Genomic DNA, 20,349 nt, shown 5'->3' on the forward strand with positions numbered 1-20,349 from the left:
GGCGTACGTGCGTATTGCCCTGTTGCAGTTCCGTGCCAGCCTCGACAAGGCCGAGAACCTCGCGGAGATCCGACGCCTCGCCCGGGCCACGGCGTGGGCGGCGCCAGATGTGGTGGTGTGCCCGGAGGCGAGCATGTACGACTTCGGGACGCCGGACACGTCGCTCGGCGACGCCGCGGAGCCGGTCGACGGTCCGTTCGTCCAGGCGCTTGGCGGGCTCGCGAAGGACCTCGGCGCCGCGGTGATCGCCGGCATGTTCGAGACCTGTGACGATGATCGCGCGCGGGCGTACAACACCCTGGTCGCGCTGGGGCCCGACGGTTCGCTGATGGGCACGTACCGCAAGATCCACCTCTACGACGCGTTCGGCTACCGCGAGTCCGACCGGCTGGTGTCGGGCGGCAGCGAGCGGGTCATCGTCCCCCTCGGGGGCCATCGGCTCGGCCTGCTCACCTGCTATGACCTGCGGTTTCCCGAGCTCACCCGCGCACTCGCCGATGACGGTGCCGACGTCCTCGTGGTCCCGGCGGCGTGGATGCGCGGGCCGCTCAAGGAGGACCACTGGTCGACCCTCCTGCGGGCCCGGGCGATCGAGAACACCTGCTACGTCGCGGCGGCGGCCCAGTCCCCGCCGGCGTACTGCGGGCGGAGCATGGTCGTCGACCCGATGGGCGTGGTGGTCGCGAGCCTGGGCGAGGAGCCAGGCAGCTGCGTCGGCGAGATCGACGCGGCCCGGGTGGAAGCCGTACGCCAGCGTAATCCCACGCTTTCCCACCGCCGGTTCGCCGTCGTCGACCGGTACATCTAGGGTGTCCGCGGGCGCGCGACAGGCAAGGGCGGCGAGGATGGCACTGGTCAGCGAGGGACGCAGGATGCGGATCCTCGGTGTTCCGGTCGACGCCGTCGACATGCACGAGACCCTCGCCTGGGTCGAGGAACGGATCGCCGCACGTGGGCCGGGCACGCATCTGTGCGTCAACGCGGCCAATGTCGTACGCGCGAACGACGACCCCGACTATCTCGCCCTCCTCGAACGCGGCGATCTCGTCGGGTCGGACGGGCAGCCGTTCGTCTGGGCGGCGCGGATGCTGGGGCAGCCACTACCCGGACGCGTCGCCGGCATCGACCTGATGGAGCAGGTGCTGCGGCTGGCGCGCGACGCGGGCTGGCGCATCTATCTGCTCGGCGGCCGCGAACACGTCGTCACCCGCCTCGGCGAACGTCTCCGTGCTGAAGGCGTGCAGGTCGCCGGGCTCCGGAACGGCTACTACGCACCCGAGGAGGAGCCGGCGATCCTCGCCGAGATCCGCCGTAGCGCCGCGGACGTGCTGTTCGTCGGGATGCCGACACCGGCGAAGGAACGCGTCGTCGTCGCCGGACCGGAGTCCACCGGCGTACCCGTCTGCATCGGCGTGGGCGGCAGCTTCGACGTCCTGGCGGGTGAGCTCCGGCGCGCTCCGGTGACCGTGCAGCGGCTGGGGATGGAGTGGTTGTTCCGGCTGGCGCAGGAGCCGCGCCGGCTCTTCGGGCGGTACGCCGTGACCAACACCCGGTTCATCGCCCTCGTCGTCCGCGACGTCGTACGTCGGCTCCGGCTGTCCCGCGTGGCGCGACGTTCCTGACCACCCGTTCCGGGTCTGCGGCACCGCCAACGCGTTTGTCCGAGGATGCGGCCGCCACCTGCTGGGTTGGAGTGACGCCATAGGGTGGGACCACGTGTCACTATCGCCGCGAGTCCCCGCACCCTCCCTGCCAGCACAAGTGAACTCCGCCCCGGAGGCGGACGACGCCGCTGACGCGGCAGGTGCCGCTGACGCGGCAGGTGCCGCTGACGCGGCAGACGCCGCTCAATCCCCAGACGCCGCAGGGGATGGCGTCCCCGCGGCGGGCGTTCGTCCCGCCGGGAGTGTGAAGGCGTGGCCGGGCTGGCTGCTCCTCGCGGCGGTCGTTCTGCTGGCGTTCAATCTTCGTTCGGCGGTCGTCAGTGTCGGTGCCCTTCTTGCCGACATCCGCGGCGGCCTCCACCTGACGCCGACAGTCGCGGGTGTGCTCACCACCCTGCCGCTGGTGTGCTTCGCGGCGTTCGGTGCGGTGGCGGCCGGGTGGGCGCGCCGGTTCGGCGCCCGCAACGTCCTCACGGTCGCGCTGACGGTCGTGGTGGTGGGCCAGGCGGTCCGGGCCGTGGTGCCGTGGAGCACTGTGTTCCTGCTGGCCACGACGCTCGCCCTGGCAGGCATGGCGGTCGGCAACGTCGTGCTGCCGGCGTTCGTCAAGGAGTACTTCCCGCGGCGGGTCGGCCTCGCCACGGCCGCCTACACGACGTCGATGGCGGCGGGGGCAGCGATTGCGGCGGCGCTGACGGTGCCGCTCGCCGCGACGCTCGGTGGCTGGCGGTCCGGTCTCGGCGTCTGGGCGGTCATAGCCGGTGTCGCGCTGGTCGGCTGGCTGCTGGTGTTCGGTGGAGCGCGTGGCCACCGCGACTCCCGTCGTAGGAACGGAAGGAAGCGCGGCTTCGCCGACCTCCGGCACTCGCCGTTGGCGTGGTCGCTGGCGCTCTACTTCGGTCTGCAGTCCCTTCAGGCGTACGCCGCGTTCGGTTGGTTGGCGCAGATCTTCCGTGATTCCGGTGTCTCGGCGGCGTCGGCGGGTCTGCTGTTGGCGGTCCTGCCGCTGATGGGGATCCCGCTCTCGCTGGCGTTCCCGACGATCGCGGCCAGGCTCCCTGACCAGCGCATTCTCGTGTGGGCGTGCGGGGTGGCGTTCCTCGTGGGTTACGCCGGACTCCTGCTCGCGCCCCGGGCCGGTGCGGTGGCGTGGGTGGTGCTGCTCGGGCTGGGCGGCGGCGCGTTCCCGCTGACGCTCACGATGATCGGGCTGCGGTCGCGGTCGTACGACGTGACAGGCCCGCTGTCGGCGTTCACACAGAGCATCGGGTACCTCATCGCCGCCATCGGTCCGCTCGCCCTCGGGGCACTGTTCGAGGTGACCGGCGGGTGGACGATCCCGATCGGGTTCCTCCTGGTACTGGTCCTTCCGCAGATGGCCGCGGGGCTGCTGGCCGCGCGGCCGAGGTTCGTCGACGACGAACTGCCTCACGGCCCGGGACCGGCGCACGCCGGCGCCGCCGGTGCTGGCCGATGACCGCTGCCCGGCACTCCGGAGGACTGATTCGGAGCGGAATCACTCATCTAAGCTGAGGCCGCATGACGGAAACCACGCCGTGCGTCGGGCTGGTCGGTACCGGCCTGATGGGCAACCAGCACACGGTCGCGTGGCAGCGACTCGGCATCCCGGTCGTCGTGCATTCCCGTGACAGGGGCCGTGGGGAGGCGTTCGCGGCCGAGCACGGGATCACCGCGGTCGCCGATTTGGCGGAGTTGCTGGACCGGGTGAGCATCGTCGACATCTGCACGCCGACCGACACCCATGCCGAGTGGGCATTCGAGGCGGCGGCCAAGGGCCGGCACGTGATCTGCGAGAAGCCACTCGCGCGGACGCCGGCCGAGGGGCGGGCGATGATCGAGACCTGCCGGTCGGCGGGAGTGGGACTGTTTCCCGCGCAGGTGCTGCGCTTCTTCCCGGCGTACGTACGCACCCGCGAGGCAGTACTCTCCGGCCGGATCGGCGCGCTCCGCAAGCTGAGGTTCTTCCGGATCAATGCGAGCCCGGGTCGCGGGACCTGGTTCGTCGACGTCGCACGGTCCGGCGGCGTGCTGGTCGACCTCGCCATCCATGACCTCGACTTCGCCCGCTGGGTGGCGGGCGAGGTGACCCACGTGGTCGGCCGGTCCGAGCCCCTCACGACGTCGGAGCCAGGCGCGGGCCCCGACGAGTACGTCCACGCCTCTGCCACGCTCACCCACGCGAGCGGGGTGGAGTCGGAGGTGACGGGGATCTGGGACGTACCCGGCACCGAGCTGCGGTCGACGTTCGAGATCGAGGGCGACGAAGGCGTGCTGCGGTTCGACTCGAAGCCGTCGGCAGTGGTGACCGACGGCGCGGGTGACGTGGTCTACGCCGACGACGGTGCGGTCGATCCGTACGCCGAGCAGTTGGCGGAGTTCGTCGCCGCCTTCGAGGGGCGCGCCGAGTCGCGGGTCACCGCCGAGGACGGGTTGGTGGCGCTGACCCTCGCCCTGGCCGGCGGGGAGTCGGCCCGCCTCGGTACACCGGTGGATCCGGCGTCGTTGCGCTGAACCCGGGAGGGGCTCCGAGGCACAGCACTGCCCAAGGCACAGCACTGTCTGTCCCATGTACGTCACCAGGGAGGGGACCGAAGCGGTGATCGTGGTCGGCGAACACGCTCATGAGCGCGAGCGCTTGGCGGCGGCGGAGCTGCGGCGCTACCTGTACCACCTGACCGGCCAGGCGATGGAGATCGGGCCCTATCCGGACGACGGGACCGATCCCGTGCTCGCGGTCGGCGACCGGAACTCCAACGCCGTGATCGCGGCTCTCGTCGAGGCGGGTGCGCTGCCACCGGAGGCACCCGCGCCGGAGGGCTACGTCATCCGGACCGCCACGCTGGCGGGCCCGCGCCCGGTGATCGCCGTGATGGGCGGGAGCCCGCTGGGCACGTTCTATGGTGCGTACCGGCTGCTGGAGGAGTACGGCGTCCGCTTCCTGCTGAGCCGCGACGTCCTGCCGCCGCGGGTGCCGGCCGACCCGGACGTCGCCGCAGACGACCCGGACGTCGCCGCAGACCGCCCGGACCGCCCGGACCGCGCTGACAGCGCAGGCCGCGCTGGCCAGCCCGGGGCGGAGGCGGTGCGTCCGGAGGCGTTCGTCGTGCGCGACCTCGACCTCACCGAGCAGCCGGCGGTGGAGAGGCGTGGCCTGCTGCCCTGGCACGACTTTCTCAACGGGCCGTCGGCGTACTCCCTCGAGGATTTCCAGCGGTACGTCAACCAGCTGGTGAAGCTCCGGATGAACACTCTGGTCCTGCACTGCTACCAGGGCGGCTACACCGGCGAGGACATCAACGAGCCGTTCGCCTGCGCGGCGCGCGACGAGGACGGTCACGCCCGCTACGACGCATGGCTGGACACCTCGGTCGACCACCAGCGGTGGGGACTCGCGGCGAGCCGGGCCGACGACCTGGCGTTCGGGGCGGGGGATCTGCTGCCCTTCGACGTCCTCGGTTCAGACGCCGCGCGCGACGTGGCGAGCCAGCCGGACGCGCGCGACCATGCCTACGCCAAGGCGGCCACGATGCTGCGGCAGGTGATCGCTTACGCCGGCGAACGCGGGGTCGAGGTCGTGCTCGGCACCGACTTCGACATCGTGCCGGAGGCGTTGCGCGACGAGATGGACCCGCTGGATCCGGCCGTGCTGACCGGACGGGTGGACGACATCCTCGACACCTATCCCGACCTGAGCCATGTCCAGCTCTACTTCAGCGAGGTCAACGAGGTCACGACCGCCGACGGCGCCAAGGCGTACACGATCGTCCGCGATCATCTGGCGGAGCGCGCACCGCAGGTGCGGCTGGTCACCGGGTCGTGGTTCCAGGAGGAACGCTTCCCGGAACTGGCGGCGGCGGTGCCGGGCGACGTGGTGTTCTCCACGCTGATGCCGCACGACATGACCGTACGACCGGAGTGGGCACAGGTCGCCGCCGACCGGGAGGCGTGGGCGGTGCCGTGGCTGGAGTTCGACGGCGGACTGTCCGAACCACAGCTGGCCGTCGAGCTGATGGAGCGCCGGCTGCCGGAGCTGCGGGCGACTGGCGTGCACGGCGTGATCGGGATCCTGTGGCGCGAACGCGCGGCCGATGCCAATGTCGCCTACCTGGCAAGGGATCTGTGGCAGGCACCCGGCACGGTGGTTCCGGCGGAGGGGTTCTACCGCGACTTCGCGGCGGCGACGCTGGCCGGGACCGAGGCGGCCTCCGCCGACGTGGCGGATGCCGGCGCCGCGGCGCTGTCGGCACTGGAGGCCGCAGGTGTCTACGGGTTCGCGGGCGGTGGCATGAAGACCTCGGAGTTCCACGGCTGGGGCTTCGCCGGTGAACCGGGGGCGAGCGAGTACGCCGAACGCTACGCCCGTGTACGCACGGAGTTCGAACGCCTGGCCGCGCTCGTGCCAGGCGGCGCGGAAGGCAACGACGAACTGGCGTACTGGTTGGCGTTCCTGCGGTGGCTGGAGTCGTACTGGACCGCGCGGGCGATCGTGCCAGGCGCGAGGACGTGGGCGGACCTGCACGGGAGCGGGTTCCGGGAGGCGATCGTCGCCTACCAGGACATGGTGCGCGACCTGCCCGGGCTGGGTGGGTTGGTGCGAGTGAGCTCAGCGCACACCTGCGCTACCGCATCATCGGCGAACGTGACTGGCACAAGGTCGCGATGTGTCCCAACGTCCGCGGCCGGGCGCGGACCTTCGTCGCGGCGATGCCGGCGTGGGCGCTGACCGAGCGCGGTGTGGAGTACGTCGTGGTCGCGAGCGACGGTCGTCACGAGACGGTGGCGCCCTCGGGCGTGCCGCGGTCGGTGACGGTCCTGCCGCAGCCGGACCCGCCGGTGGGCGTGCCGCAGAACGTCACCGTCACCGTCGACGACACCCGCGCGCGGGTCGTCACCTGGGAGCCTGCGAGCGGTCCGGTCGTGGCGTACCGGATCTACCGCGGGGCCACGCAGGGCCTTCCGCCAGGCCCGGACACCTACCTCACCTACGTACCCGCCGACTGTCAGGTCTTCCGCGACGCCACCGCGTTGCCACATGCGTCGTACAGCTACACCGTTGTCGCCGTGACCACCCACGGGCGGACCAGTGCCGTGTCGTAGCGCGCCGCCGTGCCCAGGGGCCCGCCGCGCGGAATGATCACGCGTGCTCGGCAATTCCCCACGATGCACGCCAGGTTCGCCGGGTCTCGTGGGGTCTCGTGGGGAATGATCAGGCATGCGTGATCATTCCCGGGGGCGGGCATGGTTGCTGCGGGCGCGGCGCGGATGACCAACTCCGGCCTGGTCTGCGAGGTGTCGCGCGTCGCCTGCGTGGTGTCGTTAGTTTGTGCCGGAATCCGAGCGCTGTTCGTCAGGAAGTGTTACTTGTTCGTTCAGGTCGTGTCTTCGCGGGGGCGGTGAGATGGCGCTCGCATCTCGTGCTCGTGAAGGGAGCCGTTCGTGCTACGACGTACGCTGCGCCGGAGGCGCGTTCTCGCCATGGTGGGTGTGATGGCCGCGGGTGCCGCCGGCGCGCTCGGCCCTGTCGCCGGATCGGCGGCCGCGCAAGACACGGACTCCGACCTGGTGAAGATCCGCGTCGCCACCTACAACATCCACCACGCCGCCGGGCCTGACGACGTTCTCGACGTCGCGCACACGGCGAAGGTCCTCTCCTCGATGCACGCCGACGTGATCGGTCTGCAGGAGGTCGACCGGCACTGGGGCGAGCGGAGCGACTTCGCCGACCAGGCGCGAGAGCTCGCCGAGCGACTGGACATGTACGCCGTCTACGGCGCCAACCTCGACCTCGACCCGGCAGAGCCCGGTCAGGAGCGCCGTCAGTACGGCACCGCGATCCTGTCCCGCTCCCCGATCACCTCGTGGAGCAACACGTACCTTCCGAAGTTCGGTAACCATGAGCAGCGCGGTCTGCTCGTCGCGAACCTCAAGATCCGTGGCGTTGCGATGCGGGTCGCCAACACCCACCTTCAGCACAACGACAACCTCGAACGGGAGGCGCAGGCGGCCGCGATCGTCGAACTGCTCGGTAGTGACCCGCGGCGCACCCTCCTCACCGGAGACCTCAACGCCCTTCCGGATACGCCGGAGATCGCGACGTTGACGAACGTGTTCGCCGACGCGTGGGCGGAGGTCGGCGAGGGTGCCGGCCCGACGTACCCGGTGGAGAACCCGGTGAGCCGGATCGACTACGTACTCGGTTCCCGCGACCTGGTCTTCCGCCACGCCGAGGTCGTGCCCACCGACGCGTCGGACCACCTGCCGTTGTTCGTGGATCTTCTCGTCCGCCGCTGATCCTGCGTGTTTCCGTGCGGTTAAGGAAATTCCGGTCATTTGCCTCGGAATTTCCTTAACCGGGCTGATCGCCTTTAGGCTCGCCGGGTTATTGGTAAAAACCACATTCCATAACGATCAGGTTTGGTACGAAATCGAAGCTTCGTCGTCTCATTATCGTGACCTACAGGCTTCTGTCCGGCCTAATGAGCCTCTAATCTGCCCAAGCACGGGAGCGGCTTCAGGGCAAAGGGAAATCTGGTGGCAGGCGGGCGTAGGAAAGCGATTCATCGCAAACGGGGCAGAGGGCTGGCAATTGGGATCAGCGTCCTGATTGTGGCAGGTGCGACTGGATTGGGCTGGCTTCTCCTCGCACCTCGAATCGGCATCGGCACGTGGGCGGCCGAAAATGCCGGAGCGACGGTGAGTCCGACGGCAACCAGATCCGCACCACGCGAAACGTCTCGTGGCGACGTGGACGCGACGATTGTCGAGAGTCCGTCGGCCAAAGCAGTCGAGAAGTGTCGATCGGCCGCCCGGGTGGGTGTCGACGCGGTCGAGGCGGCCGATGATTCCGTCGACGACTGGGCGGCGCACATCCAGGCGATGGCCGACCTCGAGGCGGGCAGGAACACCGAGGCCGAGACCAAGGCGATCTGGACCGAGACGCGGACCGCGGGGCCGGGCCGGGTCACGCTCTTCGAGCAGGCGGCTGCCGACTACCAGGACGTCCGTGCGGTGTGCGCCGACGTCGACGCGGTGGACATGACGGCCGAACAGCAGGGCGCCATCGACGGGTGTCGGGTGCTCGGCGAGGAGACGGACAAGGCGCTCTCGGCCGCCCGGAACGCGGTCGCCGAATGGAAGGCGCACCTCGCCGCGATGGCTCACCGGCGCTCCGGTCATCTCGACCCGGGCGCCGCGACGACGCTCTGGCTGGCGGCGTACGAGAAGGCCCCGGTCAACATCGATGCTTTCCACGACGCCGAGGCTGCCTTCCGCGCGGCGAGGGCGGACTGTAGTACGCCGAAGCAGTAGGGTTCTGCGCTTTTCAGGCGTACGGACGTATGTCGGGGATGGCGGTCGGGTATGGCGATCGGTATGGTCCCGGATATGGCAACGACGAAGAAGATCACCGTGAGCATGTCGGGTGACGCCCTGTGGCTCGCGGAGAAGGCCGCGGTGCAGGCCGACATGTCGTTGTCCGCCTGGCTGTCCCGGGCCGCCTGCCACTACGCCCTGTGGCAGTCGCCGAGCCCGGTCAGCGACGACCGGCAGCTGCGCGACGAAGAGGACCGTTCGGCGGAGGAAGCCGCCTACCGTGCGGCGGGGTGAGGTCTGGCGGTACGTCTCCAAGGGCCTGAACCGCGAACGGCTGATCGTCGTCGTCAGCACCGATGCCGTCAACGCCGCCCCTGACCAGGGCTGGTTCCTCGCCGTGGAGGTCAGCCCGGACGACCCCGGCCATCTGCTGGCCGTGGAGCTGCCGCGGCACGGATGGGTGGCGCCGCAGCATCTCGACGCGTTGTATCGGCGTTCGTGCCTCGAGCAGGTCGACGTCGTCGAGGATGACGTCATGGAACGCATCGGCTCCATGCTCCGGATCGCGCTCGACGTGTGAGCGCCCTGACCTCGCTGGCGGGCCCGGCTGTCACCCCTTCGTGACGGCCGCGTCGACGACCTCGGCGAGATGCTGGAGCCGTGGGGCCGCGTCGTTTCGCAGGGCGGCCTCCACGTCCGGTTGGCCGATGCACGACCGCCAGACTGCCCGGCCGGCGAGGAACCCCGACGCGCCCTCGCTGCACGCGAGCTCGACAGCGCGTGGGAAGCGGTCCTGGCGTACGCCCGAGGACAGGACCACCCAGGGCGAGGCGATCAGGCTCGTCAGCGCGCCGCACATGCGGCGGATGTCATCGTCGGAGCCCTCACCATGCAGCGGTACCTCGGCCTTGTACAGGCCCGCGCCGCGGGCACCCAGCTCAGCTGCCGCAGCGAGGATGCCATCGTGTGTTCGCGAGGGGTTCGTGCGACTTCGGGGCGGGCGGGAGACCGGTTCGATGATGCTCAGCAGTCCGGCGTTCCGGCAGCGTTCGACGAACCGGTCGACCATCGCGAGGCGGGCCGCGGGCTCGTCGTCGGGGCGGTAGAGCACCAGCAGCTTCATCGCCGTGACGCCCCTGGCCCGGTAGTCGGGTAGGTCGATGTCCTCGTCGATCGCGGCTTCGCCGACGATCTCGTCACTGCGGGCGGTCAGCTTGTCGCCGGCGGCAATGAGGGCGGTGTCCGGGCCGAGGATGCCGTCGTCGAGGTAGCGGTCGAGGGCGAACTGCCGGTCGACCAGAACCGCAGAGGCGTGCGGCCCGAGGATGCGGCCGGCGGTCAGCTTGAACTCGGTCACCTGCGCGTCGCTGACCTTGCCGTCCTGATGCTCGGCGAACATCGCCCGCATCGACTCGCGCTGGTCGAGCGCCACCATGGCGAAGCCTCCGGACGGCCGGCGCAGTGCGTCAAGGCTCGCAGGGTTCGTGGTGGGGGCGGACGTGCCTGGTGCGGTAGCTGGGGCCGGGTTCGTCATCGTCCTCCTTCGTGCGTACGGACGAAGGTTTCATCGCCCTCGGCTGCGGAGGCTAACAGCCGTGTCAGATGAGGCGCGGGGTCCGCATCCGGCGGTCTGGAAATGAAACGCGCCAGTGGCTGACGTAGGGCCGCCATGAATGGGATGGCCTAGGGCACCAGAATGGCGTCTTCGGCACTCAACGGCTGCGGATCGAGCACGATGCCTCCCGCGACGCCGTACGCGGCCAAGCTGATGCCCAACAGGTCCAGGACCATACAACCGATCAGAGCCGATCCGCCTAGAACGATCGCCACTGCGCCGATGATCTTGATGACGTACTCCCGGACCGCTTGGGCTCGTGCTCGGTCAGGATCCGGAAGAACACTGCTCGGGTGAACGGATCGACAAGAGCGAGTACGGCGAGTGTCACCCGGATGATCAGCTCGGTGGGGTGCTCACCTGCGAAGGTTTCCCTGGATCAGAGGGTCTATCGCCAGCGCGGCTCTTCATGAGGACGCAACGTTGCCGCGGACGGGTGAGGCCGATGGGGACCCGCACCCGAGCGGGAACGGGTGGAGTCCATGCAGGCCAGATCCGGCGGCGGACACGAGTCGCTGCGCTGGGTGACGACCTGGCGCCTCCCCTTTGACGCGGAATCATGTGGTCGGTGTATGCCAACTGCATCGACAGTGCGGAGGTGACCAAGAACGCGTTGATGGAGCGGCCGCCGGATCACCCCACCTTGACCATCGACCACGTACCGGAGCCGAACCCGTCAGATGGGAGAATGACGAGCGGAGCCTCTGCCCCGGGGTGGAGGCGCAACTGCGGGCAGATCACGGGCAGAGGGGCGGGGAGGAGCCAGGCTCTCGGGATAAATCCGCAGGTCAGGAGGGCTCGCATAGTGGCCTAGTGCGGCGGTCTTGAAAACCGCTAGGCGGGGTAACCCCCCGCCACGTGGGTTCGAATCCCACGCCCTCCGCTCACCAGCGTTTCCGCAGGTCAGGGCCGGTCTGCTGGGCCGTCCCGACGTCGGCAGTGATCGTCTACGAGTCCAGCCGTGTGCAGTAACTTGCGGCCACAAACGGGTAGTTGCGGGGAATACGCGGGGTCGAACGCCCGGCTATCCACGCGCCCAGTGGCTGTGTTGCTGGTTCTGGCTGTACAGGGTCAAGGCGCCGCTGCCGCGGCGCACCGCCCGGCTGCCGCCCTGCGGGCGGCCGTGGGCGGCCGTCCTCGGGCTCGCCGGGCGGGAGAAACGGAAGCGTCAGAGTGGGCAGCTTTGGGCTGAGCAACACTCCGACGTGACCGCCCCGCCTTCCTCGCACGCCAGTCTCGGGCCTCCACTGCGCGCGTCAAGGGCGCCGTTGGCGTCGCTGCGCGATCTTCGACCCTTGACCCGCTTCGTTCCGGCCTTCAATCTGGCTAGTTGCGAGGACGGCGGGAACCTGTGGTCGCCGCAATCGGGCTGCCACGATGCGCCGGATTGTCCACCCATGCGTAGCGAGGCAACCTGTCCAGGCGACGGTGCGTCTGGAGAGCGTCGTAACAGCGGAGGTAAGCCGGCGTGCTCAGACGTAGAGGCGTATGCATTGCCATGGCGGCGATGGTGGTGTTGCTCGTCGGCGTCGCGGCCGGCTGTGGGGTTCAGGATGACACCAGCTCGGCCTCGGCGGACGCTCCTCGACGGGCCGTCGACGAGCGACCGTTGCAGCAGGCTCACAAGCTCCTGGCGCGGTGGGACAAGGCGGTCGCCGCTTCCGGGGGTCGGCGCTTCGTGCCGGTCGGCGACCTGACCGGGACAAGCGGTGAGTGGGGCGACCAGAAGCCGAAAGTGTTCGACAAGATCACCTCGGGCTGCGTGACGGTCGCTGCACCTGGGTCGCTTCCGACAACCACGCATCCCGTGACAGAGATCCGGTGGACGGGAGGCAGCCAGCGGGTTCCAAGACTGTCAGCGACCAAGACTCTCGAGCTGCTGGCCACGGCCGCCCGGGCGAATCTCCGCCCGTGTGAACCGTTGGAGGTGACCGGTGCCCACGCTGTCACGGCGCAGATCCAGACCAGCCGAGGCGACGCGACCGTTCCAGCGTGGGAATACCAGCTGGCTGGCACCGCGGCCCGGTTCACCCGCCCGGCCCTGGATCCCACCCCCGACGTCACAGTCAGCCCGCCGGGCTGGACCGAACGGAAACGGCCAGGAGGTCCGTCGACAGAGGCGGCGTCGATCGCCGTAAGCGACACCCGGCTGAAGGTGTTCTTCACGGGCTCACCCGGCGGTGCCGACCAGCCGTGCGGAGCTGACTACACCGCCGATGCGGTGGAGTCGACCACAGCGGTTGTGGTGATCGTCGTCGAGGATCGTGCGCCCGATCCACCCAAGGGCGTCGCTTGCACGGCCGTCGGTGCCTATCGCACAGCCACCGCCCAACTGGATGAGCCGTTGAAGGGCCGCACCGTTCTCGACGCCGTTCGCGGTGAACCCGTACCGGTGGCAATCCATCCCTGAGTCGATCACCAGGCGCTCCACCCCCGGCCCTGTTGTTCAACAGCGGGCGAGTCAGACCGCCGCCGCCGTACGGCACTGGCACAGGCACCAGAATCTCCGGCGCCATCCGCGATAGCGGGCAAGGTTGACCCCAGTGTGACCCCAACGACCTGCACCGGCGAGCGACGATGAGCACCTGGTCGACGAGCGTCCGAGCGCAGGCGCGCAGGTCGGGATCAGGATGCCTGCCTCTACGGATATGTGAGTCGGGGTTCGCGATCCTTGGGCGCCGGGACTTCGCGCGTCGTCATGGGCCGATCTCGCTTCGGGCTCGATCGAGGGAGACTGTCCGGCGTGGCCAGTCCACCAGCTGCTGGACGACGATGCCGGGACCGTACGCCGCTTCGTCATCTGCGGGGATTCCGAGATGATGCAGATATTCGATCAAGAGCGGTCGATCGAACCGGTCACGGATTCGGCGCGAGCGATAGCGCGACACGTCTTCGAAGGGGAACGGCTGTCCCGATGTGTGCCACTCCCATCGGCCGTCGGTAGCCACCGCTTCGATGGTCCGCTCATACATCAATGGCGGTTCGCCCTCGGGACCCGATACCCATAGCTGGGTTCCCTCGTGGCCGGGGCCGTATCGAGGCGCATGTTGGACTACCACGCAGCGAACGCCGAGCCGGCGGGCAACAGCGGGCCCGATCGCTGTCGGGTCGCCGCCGTTGATGTCGTTGTTGAGGTACGCGGACCAGTTTCCACATGGCATCACAAGCTCTCGCGTCCACGGCGACTCGAATGGAGGAAGGTGGTCGAGCACACTCGGATACGGCCGAGCCGGACAGATGCTCACGCGATGGTCGGAGCGCACCTCTCGCACGGCGTCGAGCACAACATCTACGGATGCATCAAGATACTGAACCGACCAGCCGATCGGACTCGCGGAACCTCCCAGAAGCCGCATGAACCGACCGTAGCTGCAGCGCATGGTGAAGTCGTCGGGGGCGTACCTCTGATGTGCCCCCCGAGCGGTCCTTGCCAGCCGCCTGTTGCCGCTTCCGCCGGTCGAGCACCGGCGTGCCACATACGTGCCATACGTGGCGGCTACGTCTCGGCGCTCATCGGTCAACAGCGGTCATCTCGCCTGCTTCGTGAGCGCGACTCAGCCACGCTGGGTGTGAGCGCACATCTTCCAAGCTGGCGCCCTGCACGCGTCATTACGTCGGCGATGGGAGCTCGTCGTATGACTGAGGTGACGAGCCTGGTGCCGGGTGTCGGCTGATGTGGATATAGACCTCGCCATGATCGGTTTGCATCCGCCATGCCTCCCACTGGTCGAGATCGTACGAGCAGTAGCGATGCAGCAGCGCCAGCAGCTCGCGGTGCTCAGCCTCGGACAACCCACCATCGGAATCGGACGTCTGCCCGTCCATGAGCCTCACCTCCGGGGCCGTGCCGTGCAAGATGCGTGCCAGGTGCGATCCAGTGCCCGTCGACCTTCAGAGAACGTCCGGCGCCCGCAGGTGTTCAAGAAACCGCCGCTCAATGAAGTGCGGATATACCGGGCTAGGTCGGCCGCCGATCAGGTCCGCGCCGCAGATGAAGAGGTCGGGTCTGTGCGAGAGGAGATCAAGGTCGCGGAGGCCGTCGTCGAAGGGGCACAGGACGGACGGTTCGTCGGCGCTGTCGGTAGCCAGAATGTAATCGTGGGTGCCTGCAGCCGTGTGGCGGGCCCACCCCACGACGTCTTCGTCGGGTACGTCTCCTGTCAGCCGCAGATGTCGATGGGAGATTCCTCTCCAGTCGAGTCCAGCTCCTGCCCATGGCAGGGTGCACAGGTAGGTGTTGAAGGCAGAGGAGAACTCGACCGCCACCAGGGACCCAGCGTGGTCGGCGAGCCACTGTGCCAAATCTGCATCATCGGTGCGCACAGGCCAAGTGTGCACCTACGCCTGAGCAGTGTGATCGCCTCGTGGCCGATGCCCCCTACGTTCCCCCGAACTGCCGTCACCAGCCGTCAATGATCAACGCTGGCCGGCACCAAGCCAAGGTGCCGATGCTCCAAACGAAGCAGAGGACGCACCACGGTGTAGGCCCTCGAGGTCGGTACACATCCGGTACACATGAGAACGGAAAACGGCGGCAGGCGTTGGACAACGCCGAAAGGCATATGCCCAGGTCAGCCGTCGTTTTCGCGACGATCGTGCAGGTGAGCGACCTGCGTGGATCAGATGTCGAAGATCAGACACTCCTCGCTTGGCGGGCTCTCGTTGCTGCGGCGGTGAGGGACCTCAAGCGGCGCAGAGCGGAGGGACGTTCGCCCCAGGCATCTTCGGCGACTTCCCAGAGGGTGTCGAGGCGTCGGTAGAGCTGCGACCTTGCCAATATGCCGTCGGCGGCCGGGCCGCGGTAGTGGGAGAGCAACAGGTGAACGAAACGGTCTCCGAAGTCTCCGGCGATCTTGGCAAAGTCGCGGGCAGGGTCGCCGATGGCTGCGTCACCGAAGTCGATCACACCGACCAGATCGCCCTCGGTATCCAGGTACAGGTGCTCGGCTCGAATGTCTGTGTGTACGAGAGCCGTCGGAACGTCCTGTTGGTCGAGCCAGCTGATCTCCTGGTCGAGCCAGCGGTAGACCTTGGTGGTGAGGAAGGGCTTGGCAAGGTCGAGGTGCTGCCTTGCCTCCACCGCGACGGAGGAACGTGGCAGACCGAGGGCATGCGCCTCGGCGACCGGAATCCGGTGCAGCACGGTGAGGAAGCTAGCGAGCTGTCGCGCAAGGCGGCTTCGTCGCTTGCCCGCCGGGGGCGCGATCAGTGGTTGGCCGGCAACCTTGCGTTCGACGATCGCGACCGGTAGGCCGTCCACGGCAAGGACGGGAAAGGGGTCCTGCGGCACCGGCAGGCCGCGGCTGGCCAACGCTTCCAGAAGTGGGACCTCGTAGGCGCGGCCACCTCGCCACCTCCAGGGCTCCGGGTAGCCGTTGGACACACGAACGACCCACGTGCCCGACGGGTCATCGACCTGGTAAGCCCGGGTGGCGATCCCTTCCCCGATCAGCGCAGCATTCTGTACATCGGCCCCGGGAAGCCGGTCGACGACGGCCGTGCGGATAGCCTGCGGCAGCGGGGGACCCTGCGTCGTCATCGCGCGGCAGGCTAGCACCGGCGGCAGGCAACCTTCCAAAGGTCTGCACCCCGACTGCTCGGCATGGTCCGGGCCATAAACGAGCCATTAGTCGAGGACAACGAGGGGTACACCAGGCCGTTCCAGCCTCTCGTTTACGCCAGAGATCGCCCTCCGAGTGCCATAGACGTACGTTCCCCAGCTGTGAGTCCGATGTCTGGACCTGCCTGACGTGCGTGGAACAAGGTCCTTACTGGCTCGGCGGGAATGCCGGCAAATTCTTGAGGTAGTACACGAGAGTCCAGTGCCAGTCTGGCCGGGTCTCGCGGCCCACCTCGGTGTAGCCGAGGCCTTCGTAGAAGGACATGGCTACGGGCATGTTCGTGGCGGTGTCGAGCCAGGTCTCCTTGAACCCTCGGCTTGCCGCCCCCGCCTCTACAGCCGCCATCAACTCGCGGCCGATCCCGCGTCGTCGCAGTGCTGGGTGGACTCGCACGTGCGTGACTTCGGCTCGGGCTGGGAGGCTGGTTGGGCGGAAACTTGCCATCCCGACCAGATGGCCGTCCGTCTCGGCCACGTAGAGGTTTCCGCCCATTCCAAGGATGGAGGCGAACGGGTCGGCGAGGTCGGGGAACTGGTCCGGCGCAGTGCAAGCGGTGGGCAGTGGAACCGGGACGGATGGATCGGCGGTAGCACCAGTGTGAGGCAGCTCGGCCATCGCCCATAGGACCGGAACGTCCTCTGGTTCCACGACTCTGACTGTCACCATCGGAGCAGCCTGACACCTCTACGTAAGGCAGCGCACGCCGATTATCAGGAGATGCCCCTGACGTGCCCCCGAACACCCCTCACTAGCCGTTAGCAACCCACACCTGCCAGGATCGGCCCACGGTCAGGTACGGCTGAATCGGGGGTAGACCTGCGCGCGGAACCCACTCGTAATGCGTAGCTCGGCCGGACGCCAGCGTGACCCCAGCGACCCGCAACGCAGAGCGACCACGAGCATCTGGACGACGACCCCCGGAGCGCAGACGGGCAGGCGAGTCGATCAAGTTGCCTACGGAAGCGTCTGACGGTCGCAGTGTGGAACGTTCCCACGGATTGCGCAGGAGCGCCGGTAATCTCGACCAAGGGTGCCGGTCATCCCAGCAGCAAGCGCTGCGCAGATCCCAGGAAATGCTCGAGCGAGTCGGGCTTCGATCGGACCGCAAACGTCAAGCCTTGCAGCGCGCTCAGAGCGTCCACCGCCGCGCGGACCTCGTATGCGTTGGCGGCGTCAAGCTCGTGGCCGAGGAGGTCGTTGGCCAGTTCGGCGTCGACGCACGGGATGCCGACCAGTCGGATGAGGTCGAATCGCGAGTCGCCGGCGTGTGCGCCTTCCCAGTCGAAGACAGCGACGATCTGATCACCTCGCACCAGGACGTTGCGATGGTGGAGATCTGCGTGCACCACGTCGCCGGTGCGGAAGACGTCAGGATCGGTCCTCTGCCCGATCGCGATGGCTGCGTCGAGCACTTCGGCGACCCGCGGGTCGCCGCAGCCCCGGAGGACTGAGTGGTCGATGTAGACCGTTTCGGAGCCGGTGCGAAGTCCCTCTACTGCGTGTGTCGCCCATGTCGTGCCGGACACTCCGGCTTGTGCGGCGACGTCGTGGTGTAGCCGCCATAGCTCGATGAGCTGCCGTAGATGGCTGGGGCGAAGCTGATCGGGCATGACTCCGTCGACGGCTTCTTGCACGGTGTACACGCGGCCGTGCATGGTGCCGACGTCAAGAAACCTCGGCGCCGGGTAGCCGTTCTGACGTAGCTTCGTGGTCAACTCGACCGCAGTGACCACCCACTCGATCGACAGCCTCGAATGCCGGACCAGAATCTTGAGCACCACGTGCTGGCCATGCACGGTTCGTGCTAGATAGGCACCGAACTCACCGCCAGCCAGCCGCCGCCCGACATGCAGACCCAAGCCTTCGGCGAAGCTCTGTACGCCTGTCTCCATCGCCGCCAGTGTGGTCGGGCGCACCACCGACTGCAACCAGGATTCGGCCGTCCTCGGCGCATTCTCTGCCGCGGCCCGCCAAGCGACTTCGTGCCGTCGGTCCAGGTAAGCCATGGCCGCTTCGGTCGCCGATCACGGCTACCCCGCTGTACTCTCCCCAGACCATGACAGCAACCCTCGTGGCGGTGTACCTGGTAGGTCTCCTGACGGAAGTCGGAGGCGTTCTTCTGCTCGTCCTGGAAGTGCGCGACAGCCGGCGCGCCTGGGACAGCTTCGACGTAGATCGCGGCGCAGAGCAGGACGCGAGAGCTGCGGACCCGCTCGTGGCGCTGGATCCGTTCGAGACCCAATACGGCACTACGCCGGTACAGGTCGGACGGACCGTCGCCGCGGTCGGGTCACTCGTTAGGGTGAGGCGTCTCCGGCAGACCTCAGCGATCGGCCTCGTGATCGTTGGCATCGTGATCAGTTTCGTCGGGAACATTCTCAGCGTTCTGAGCTGAACGCGACTCCACCGTTGGCGCGTGGTCCACCACCGACCGGACACACTGCGGCGGACTGTTATCTGTGAACGATGGCTAAAGCGTCAGCCAGCCGCTGCCGGCGCGCCAGTGGCGGCCGGCCTGGATGTGGTCAATGATGGCGCGTTCGAGCGTGGTGCGCCGGGGCAGCTTGTCGACGTCGGATGTGTCCGGGCCGAACACGAATCGCAAGATGGAATGGTCGTTTGCTGGGAACGTGCGGATGGTGAAACGGTGCTGGAATTGCACGATGTTGGAGTCGGCTGGAAGGTACGCGGCGAGTTGGGTGTCGAGTAGCCACGAGTCGCACACGGCGATTCGGTAGCGCTCGCCGGGAAAGTGCCGTGCAAAGAACTCACGAGCTGCCGCGAATGAGTGGTCACACGCCTGCGGCGAAAGTGGTCCGCAGTAGTCGGGGATGTGGACGGATAGGCACGGGTCACCGGGGCGGTCTGGCAGCCCGGCTCTGGCGATCGAGGGTCCGTGCCGTTTGTTGAGTGTGGCCCGTTCGAACTGCAGTCGTCCCAACTGGTAGAGGGTGCCGGTGAAGTGGTGGACCAGCGAGTTCGGGTCGCGTAGCCCGCCGACGCCGTGGAAACGGTGGTGCACGGCGACGCGCCGACCCAGGTCCGTCAGGGTCAGCCAGGACACGTGCTCGGGGATACCTCGTTTCCGGTGCAGCATCCGCAGCTGTGGCAGCATCGCCAGGAATACGAGCACGTAGAAGTAGCGGCGTACAGGCTTACTCTGGTTGGGGAAGGTCGGAAATCGACGGCCGGCCTTGGGGTGGTCCATGCAGTGTGCCAGCAAGTGGACGCAGCGCTCGAGCAACCATCGGAGCGGCCCTGGCTGTCGCAGTACTGGGAGACACCGGACGATGGCGTCGATGTCTTCATGGGGTACGGCGAGCCGCAGCAGGTCAGACACCGCGTCGTCGGGGTCCGGCAGGACGACGTTGAAGTTCGGAGATCCGGTCAAGGCCAGCTGCGCCAGCCCGGAGGAGGTCTCGTCGTCAGTCGTCAGCAGCTTCGAGACCGCGCCTTTCGACACGCCAGCAGCACGCGCGACATCATCGATCGTCACCGGCGCCAGCCCTGCATTGGTCGCTCCCACGCTCCACCTCCAGTTGGGAGAAAGTTTCAGGGTACGGCGGCGTGCAGTGGCGCAGGGGCCTCGCCGCGAGTGAGGCAATGCTTCACGTACCCATTCGTTGAATTCGTAGCTGCGCCATACCGTCCAGTCGCCCACCAAACGTCCGCGCTTGCGACTTGCGAACGGCCCGACAGGTCGAATCGGGGCCGTACAGCTTCCTCCACGTCGAGCCTTGGTGCATGGTCAGTCCTCGGCCCTGGGACTCATGAACCGTTCGATGCGTTTACGGTCCGCGCCTTCATGGCCATCGATGCACTTGGCGTAGACCCGTAGGAGTACGTCCACGCTGTGGCCGAGCCATTGTGCGACCCGCGTCGGTGCCACGCCAGCGTTGAGCCAGGTGGAGGCACAGGCATGCCGGAGGTCGTAGGGCCGACCGGCTAGTGTCCTCCGCCTGAAATTCGTCGGGTAAGTGTAGGTTTGGCGGATGGCGAGGACTGGGCGGCCGAAGGCTGAGCTTGTGTTGAGCGATGAGGAGTGCCAGACGTTGACGCGGTGGTCGCGTCGGGCGAAGTCGTCGCAGGCGTTGGCGTTGCGATCGCGGATTGTGCT

The 20,349-nt window shown here is 67.9% G+C and carries 22 protein-coding genes and 1 tRNA gene; 13 read left to right on the top strand and 10 right to left on the bottom strand.

Features of this window, described 5'->3' with window-relative positions:
• Window positions 1-7: 7 nt before the first annotated feature.
• The 10 genes from ABN028_RS23430 to ABN028_RS23475 all read left to right on the top strand — a co-directional run bounded on the left by ABN028_RS23430 (window position 8) and on the right by ABN028_RS23475 (window position 9,576).
• Window positions 8-808 carry a carbon-nitrogen hydrolase family protein gene (locus ABN028_RS23430; protein ID WP_349698117.1) on the top strand — a complete coding sequence of 267 codons (801 nt, stop codon included), beginning with the start codon at window positions 8-10 and terminating at the stop codon, window positions 806-808.
• A 37-nt stretch (window positions 809-845) separates the two neighbouring features.
• Entirely contained in the window at window positions 846-1,622 is a 777-nt protein-coding gene (locus ABN028_RS23435; protein WP_349698118.1) for a WecB/TagA/CpsF family glycosyltransferase, read from the top strand.
• Between the two features lie 94 nt (window positions 1,623-1,716).
• Window positions 1,717-3,141 carry an MFS transporter gene (locus tag ABN028_RS23440; protein ID WP_349698119.1) on the top strand — a complete coding sequence of 475 codons (1,425 nt, stop codon included), beginning with the start codon at window positions 1,717-1,719 and terminating at the stop codon, window positions 3,139-3,141.
• A gap of 62 nt (window positions 3,142-3,203) precedes the next feature.
• Window positions 3,204-4,196 (top strand): Gfo/Idh/MocA family protein, encoded by a 993-nt coding sequence (locus tag ABN028_RS23445; protein ID WP_349330443.1) that lies wholly within the window; start codon window positions 3,204-3,206, stop codon window positions 4,194-4,196.
• Between the two features lie 55 nt (window positions 4,197-4,251).
• Complete coding sequence (locus tag ABN028_RS23450; protein ID WP_349698120.1) at window positions 4,252-6,408, top strand: beta-N-acetylhexosaminidase family protein; 2,157 nt, start codon at window positions 4,252-4,254, stop codon at window positions 6,406-6,408.
• Window positions 6,390-6,782 (top strand): fibronectin type III domain-containing protein, encoded by a 393-nt coding sequence (locus tag ABN028_RS23455; RefSeq protein ID WP_349698121.1) that lies wholly within the window; start codon window positions 6,390-6,392, stop codon window positions 6,780-6,782. The genes ABN028_RS23450 and ABN028_RS23455 overlap by 19 nt, the downstream gene beginning before the upstream one ends.
• A 339-nt stretch (window positions 6,783-7,121) precedes the next feature.
• The gene (locus ABN028_RS23460) at window positions 7,122-7,976 is read left to right on the top strand and encodes an endonuclease/exonuclease/phosphatase family protein (protein ID WP_349330445.1); all 855 of its coding nucleotides are present in this window, start codon (window positions 7,122-7,124) and stop codon (window positions 7,974-7,976) included.
• Window positions 7,977-8,429: 453 nt separating this feature from the next.
• On the top strand, window positions 8,430-8,993 hold the full coding sequence (locus tag ABN028_RS23465; RefSeq protein ID WP_349698122.1) for a hypothetical protein: 564 nt from the start codon (window positions 8,430-8,432) through the stop codon (window positions 8,991-8,993).
• Between the two features lie 75 nt (window positions 8,994-9,068).
• Window positions 9,069-9,290, top strand: coding sequence for a hypothetical protein (locus tag ABN028_RS23470; RefSeq protein ID WP_349330447.1), 222 nt, complete (start codon window positions 9,069-9,071; stop codon window positions 9,288-9,290).
• Window positions 9,277-9,576, top strand: a complete 300-nt coding sequence (locus ABN028_RS23475; protein ID WP_349330448.1) for a hypothetical protein — start codon at window positions 9,277-9,279, stop codon at window positions 9,574-9,576. The genes ABN028_RS23470 and ABN028_RS23475 overlap by 14 nt, the downstream gene beginning before the upstream one ends.
• A 30-nt stretch (window positions 9,577-9,606) precedes the next feature.
• Here ABN028_RS23475 and ABN028_RS23480 read toward each other — a convergent pair whose 3' ends face one another.
• The 3 genes from ABN028_RS23480 to ABN028_RS23490 form a co-directional block, all read right to left on the bottom strand.
• The gene (locus tag ABN028_RS23480) at window positions 9,607-10,530 is read right to left on the bottom strand and encodes an aldolase (protein WP_349698123.1); all 924 of its coding nucleotides are present in this window, start codon (window positions 10,528-10,530) and stop codon (window positions 9,607-9,609) included.
• A 149-nt stretch (window positions 10,531-10,679) separates the two neighbouring features.
• Complete coding sequence (locus tag ABN028_RS23485) at window positions 10,680-10,826, bottom strand: hypothetical protein (RefSeq protein ID WP_349330450.1); 147 nt, start codon at window positions 10,824-10,826, stop codon at window positions 10,680-10,682.
• On the bottom strand, window positions 10,811-10,942 hold the full coding sequence (locus tag ABN028_RS23490) for a hypothetical protein (protein ID WP_349698124.1): 132 nt from the start codon (window positions 10,940-10,942) through the stop codon (window positions 10,811-10,813). Before ABN028_RS23490 ends, ABN028_RS23485 begins: the two co-directional genes overlap by 16 nt.
• A gap of 460 nt (window positions 10,943-11,402) precedes the next feature.
• Here ABN028_RS23490 and ABN028_RS23495 point away from each other — a divergent pair.
• Window positions 11,403-11,494 (top strand) — tRNA-Ser (locus ABN028_RS23495).
• A 585-nt stretch (window positions 11,495-12,079) separates the two neighbouring features.
• Complete coding sequence (locus ABN028_RS23500; RefSeq protein ID WP_349698125.1) at window positions 12,080-13,021, top strand: hypothetical protein; 942 nt, start codon at window positions 12,080-12,082, stop codon at window positions 13,019-13,021.
• Window positions 13,022-14,220: 1,199 nt separating this feature from the next.
• Here the strand turns inward: ABN028_RS23500 and ABN028_RS23505 are convergent.
• The 5 genes from ABN028_RS23505 to ABN028_RS23525 form a co-directional block, all read right to left on the bottom strand.
• Complete coding sequence (locus ABN028_RS23505) at window positions 14,221-14,436, bottom strand: hypothetical protein (protein ID WP_349698126.1); 216 nt, start codon at window positions 14,434-14,436, stop codon at window positions 14,221-14,223.
• A 66-nt stretch (window positions 14,437-14,502) separates the two neighbouring features.
• Window positions 14,503-14,877, bottom strand: a complete 375-nt coding sequence (locus ABN028_RS23510; RefSeq protein ID WP_349698127.1) for a hypothetical protein — start codon at window positions 14,875-14,877, stop codon at window positions 14,503-14,505.
• Window positions 14,878-15,244: 367 nt separating this feature from the next.
• Window positions 15,245-16,150: a phosphotransferase family protein gene (locus ABN028_RS23515; protein ID WP_349698128.1), complete on the bottom strand. Its 906-nt coding sequence runs from the start codon at window positions 16,148-16,150 to the stop codon at window positions 15,245-15,247.
• A 229-nt stretch (window positions 16,151-16,379) separates the two neighbouring features.
• Window positions 16,380-16,898 (bottom strand): GNAT family N-acetyltransferase, encoded by a 519-nt coding sequence (locus tag ABN028_RS23520; protein WP_349698129.1) that lies wholly within the window; start codon window positions 16,896-16,898, stop codon window positions 16,380-16,382.
• Between the two features lie 371 nt (window positions 16,899-17,269).
• Window positions 17,270-18,124, bottom strand: coding sequence for a phosphotransferase enzyme family protein (locus ABN028_RS23525; RefSeq protein WP_349698130.1), 855 nt, complete (start codon window positions 18,122-18,124; stop codon window positions 17,270-17,272).
• Between the two features lie 164 nt (window positions 18,125-18,288).
• On the opposite strand from ABN028_RS23525, the gene ABN028_RS23530 reads away from it, so the two are divergent.
• The gene (locus tag ABN028_RS23530; RefSeq protein WP_349698131.1) at window positions 18,289-18,627 is read left to right on the top strand and encodes a hypothetical protein; all 339 of its coding nucleotides are present in this window, start codon (window positions 18,289-18,291) and stop codon (window positions 18,625-18,627) included.
• Window positions 18,628-18,702: 75 nt separating this feature from the next.
• Here the strand turns inward: ABN028_RS23530 and ABN028_RS23535 are convergent, their stop codons facing one another.
• Window positions 18,703-19,893: an acyltransferase domain-containing protein gene (locus tag ABN028_RS23535; protein ID WP_349698132.1), complete on the bottom strand. Its 1,191-nt coding sequence runs from the start codon at window positions 19,891-19,893 to the stop codon at window positions 18,703-18,705.
• 87 nt (window positions 19,894-19,980) lie between these two features.
• A partial coding sequence (locus ABN028_RS23540) for a hypothetical protein (protein WP_502879205.1) occupies window positions 19,981-20,349 on the bottom strand: 369 nt, incomplete at its 5' end.

This window comes from Actinopolymorpha sp. B17G11, from assembly GCF_040196095.1.
GTDB lineage: Bacteria > Actinomycetota > Actinomycetes > Propionibacteriales > Actinopolymorphaceae > Thermasporomyces.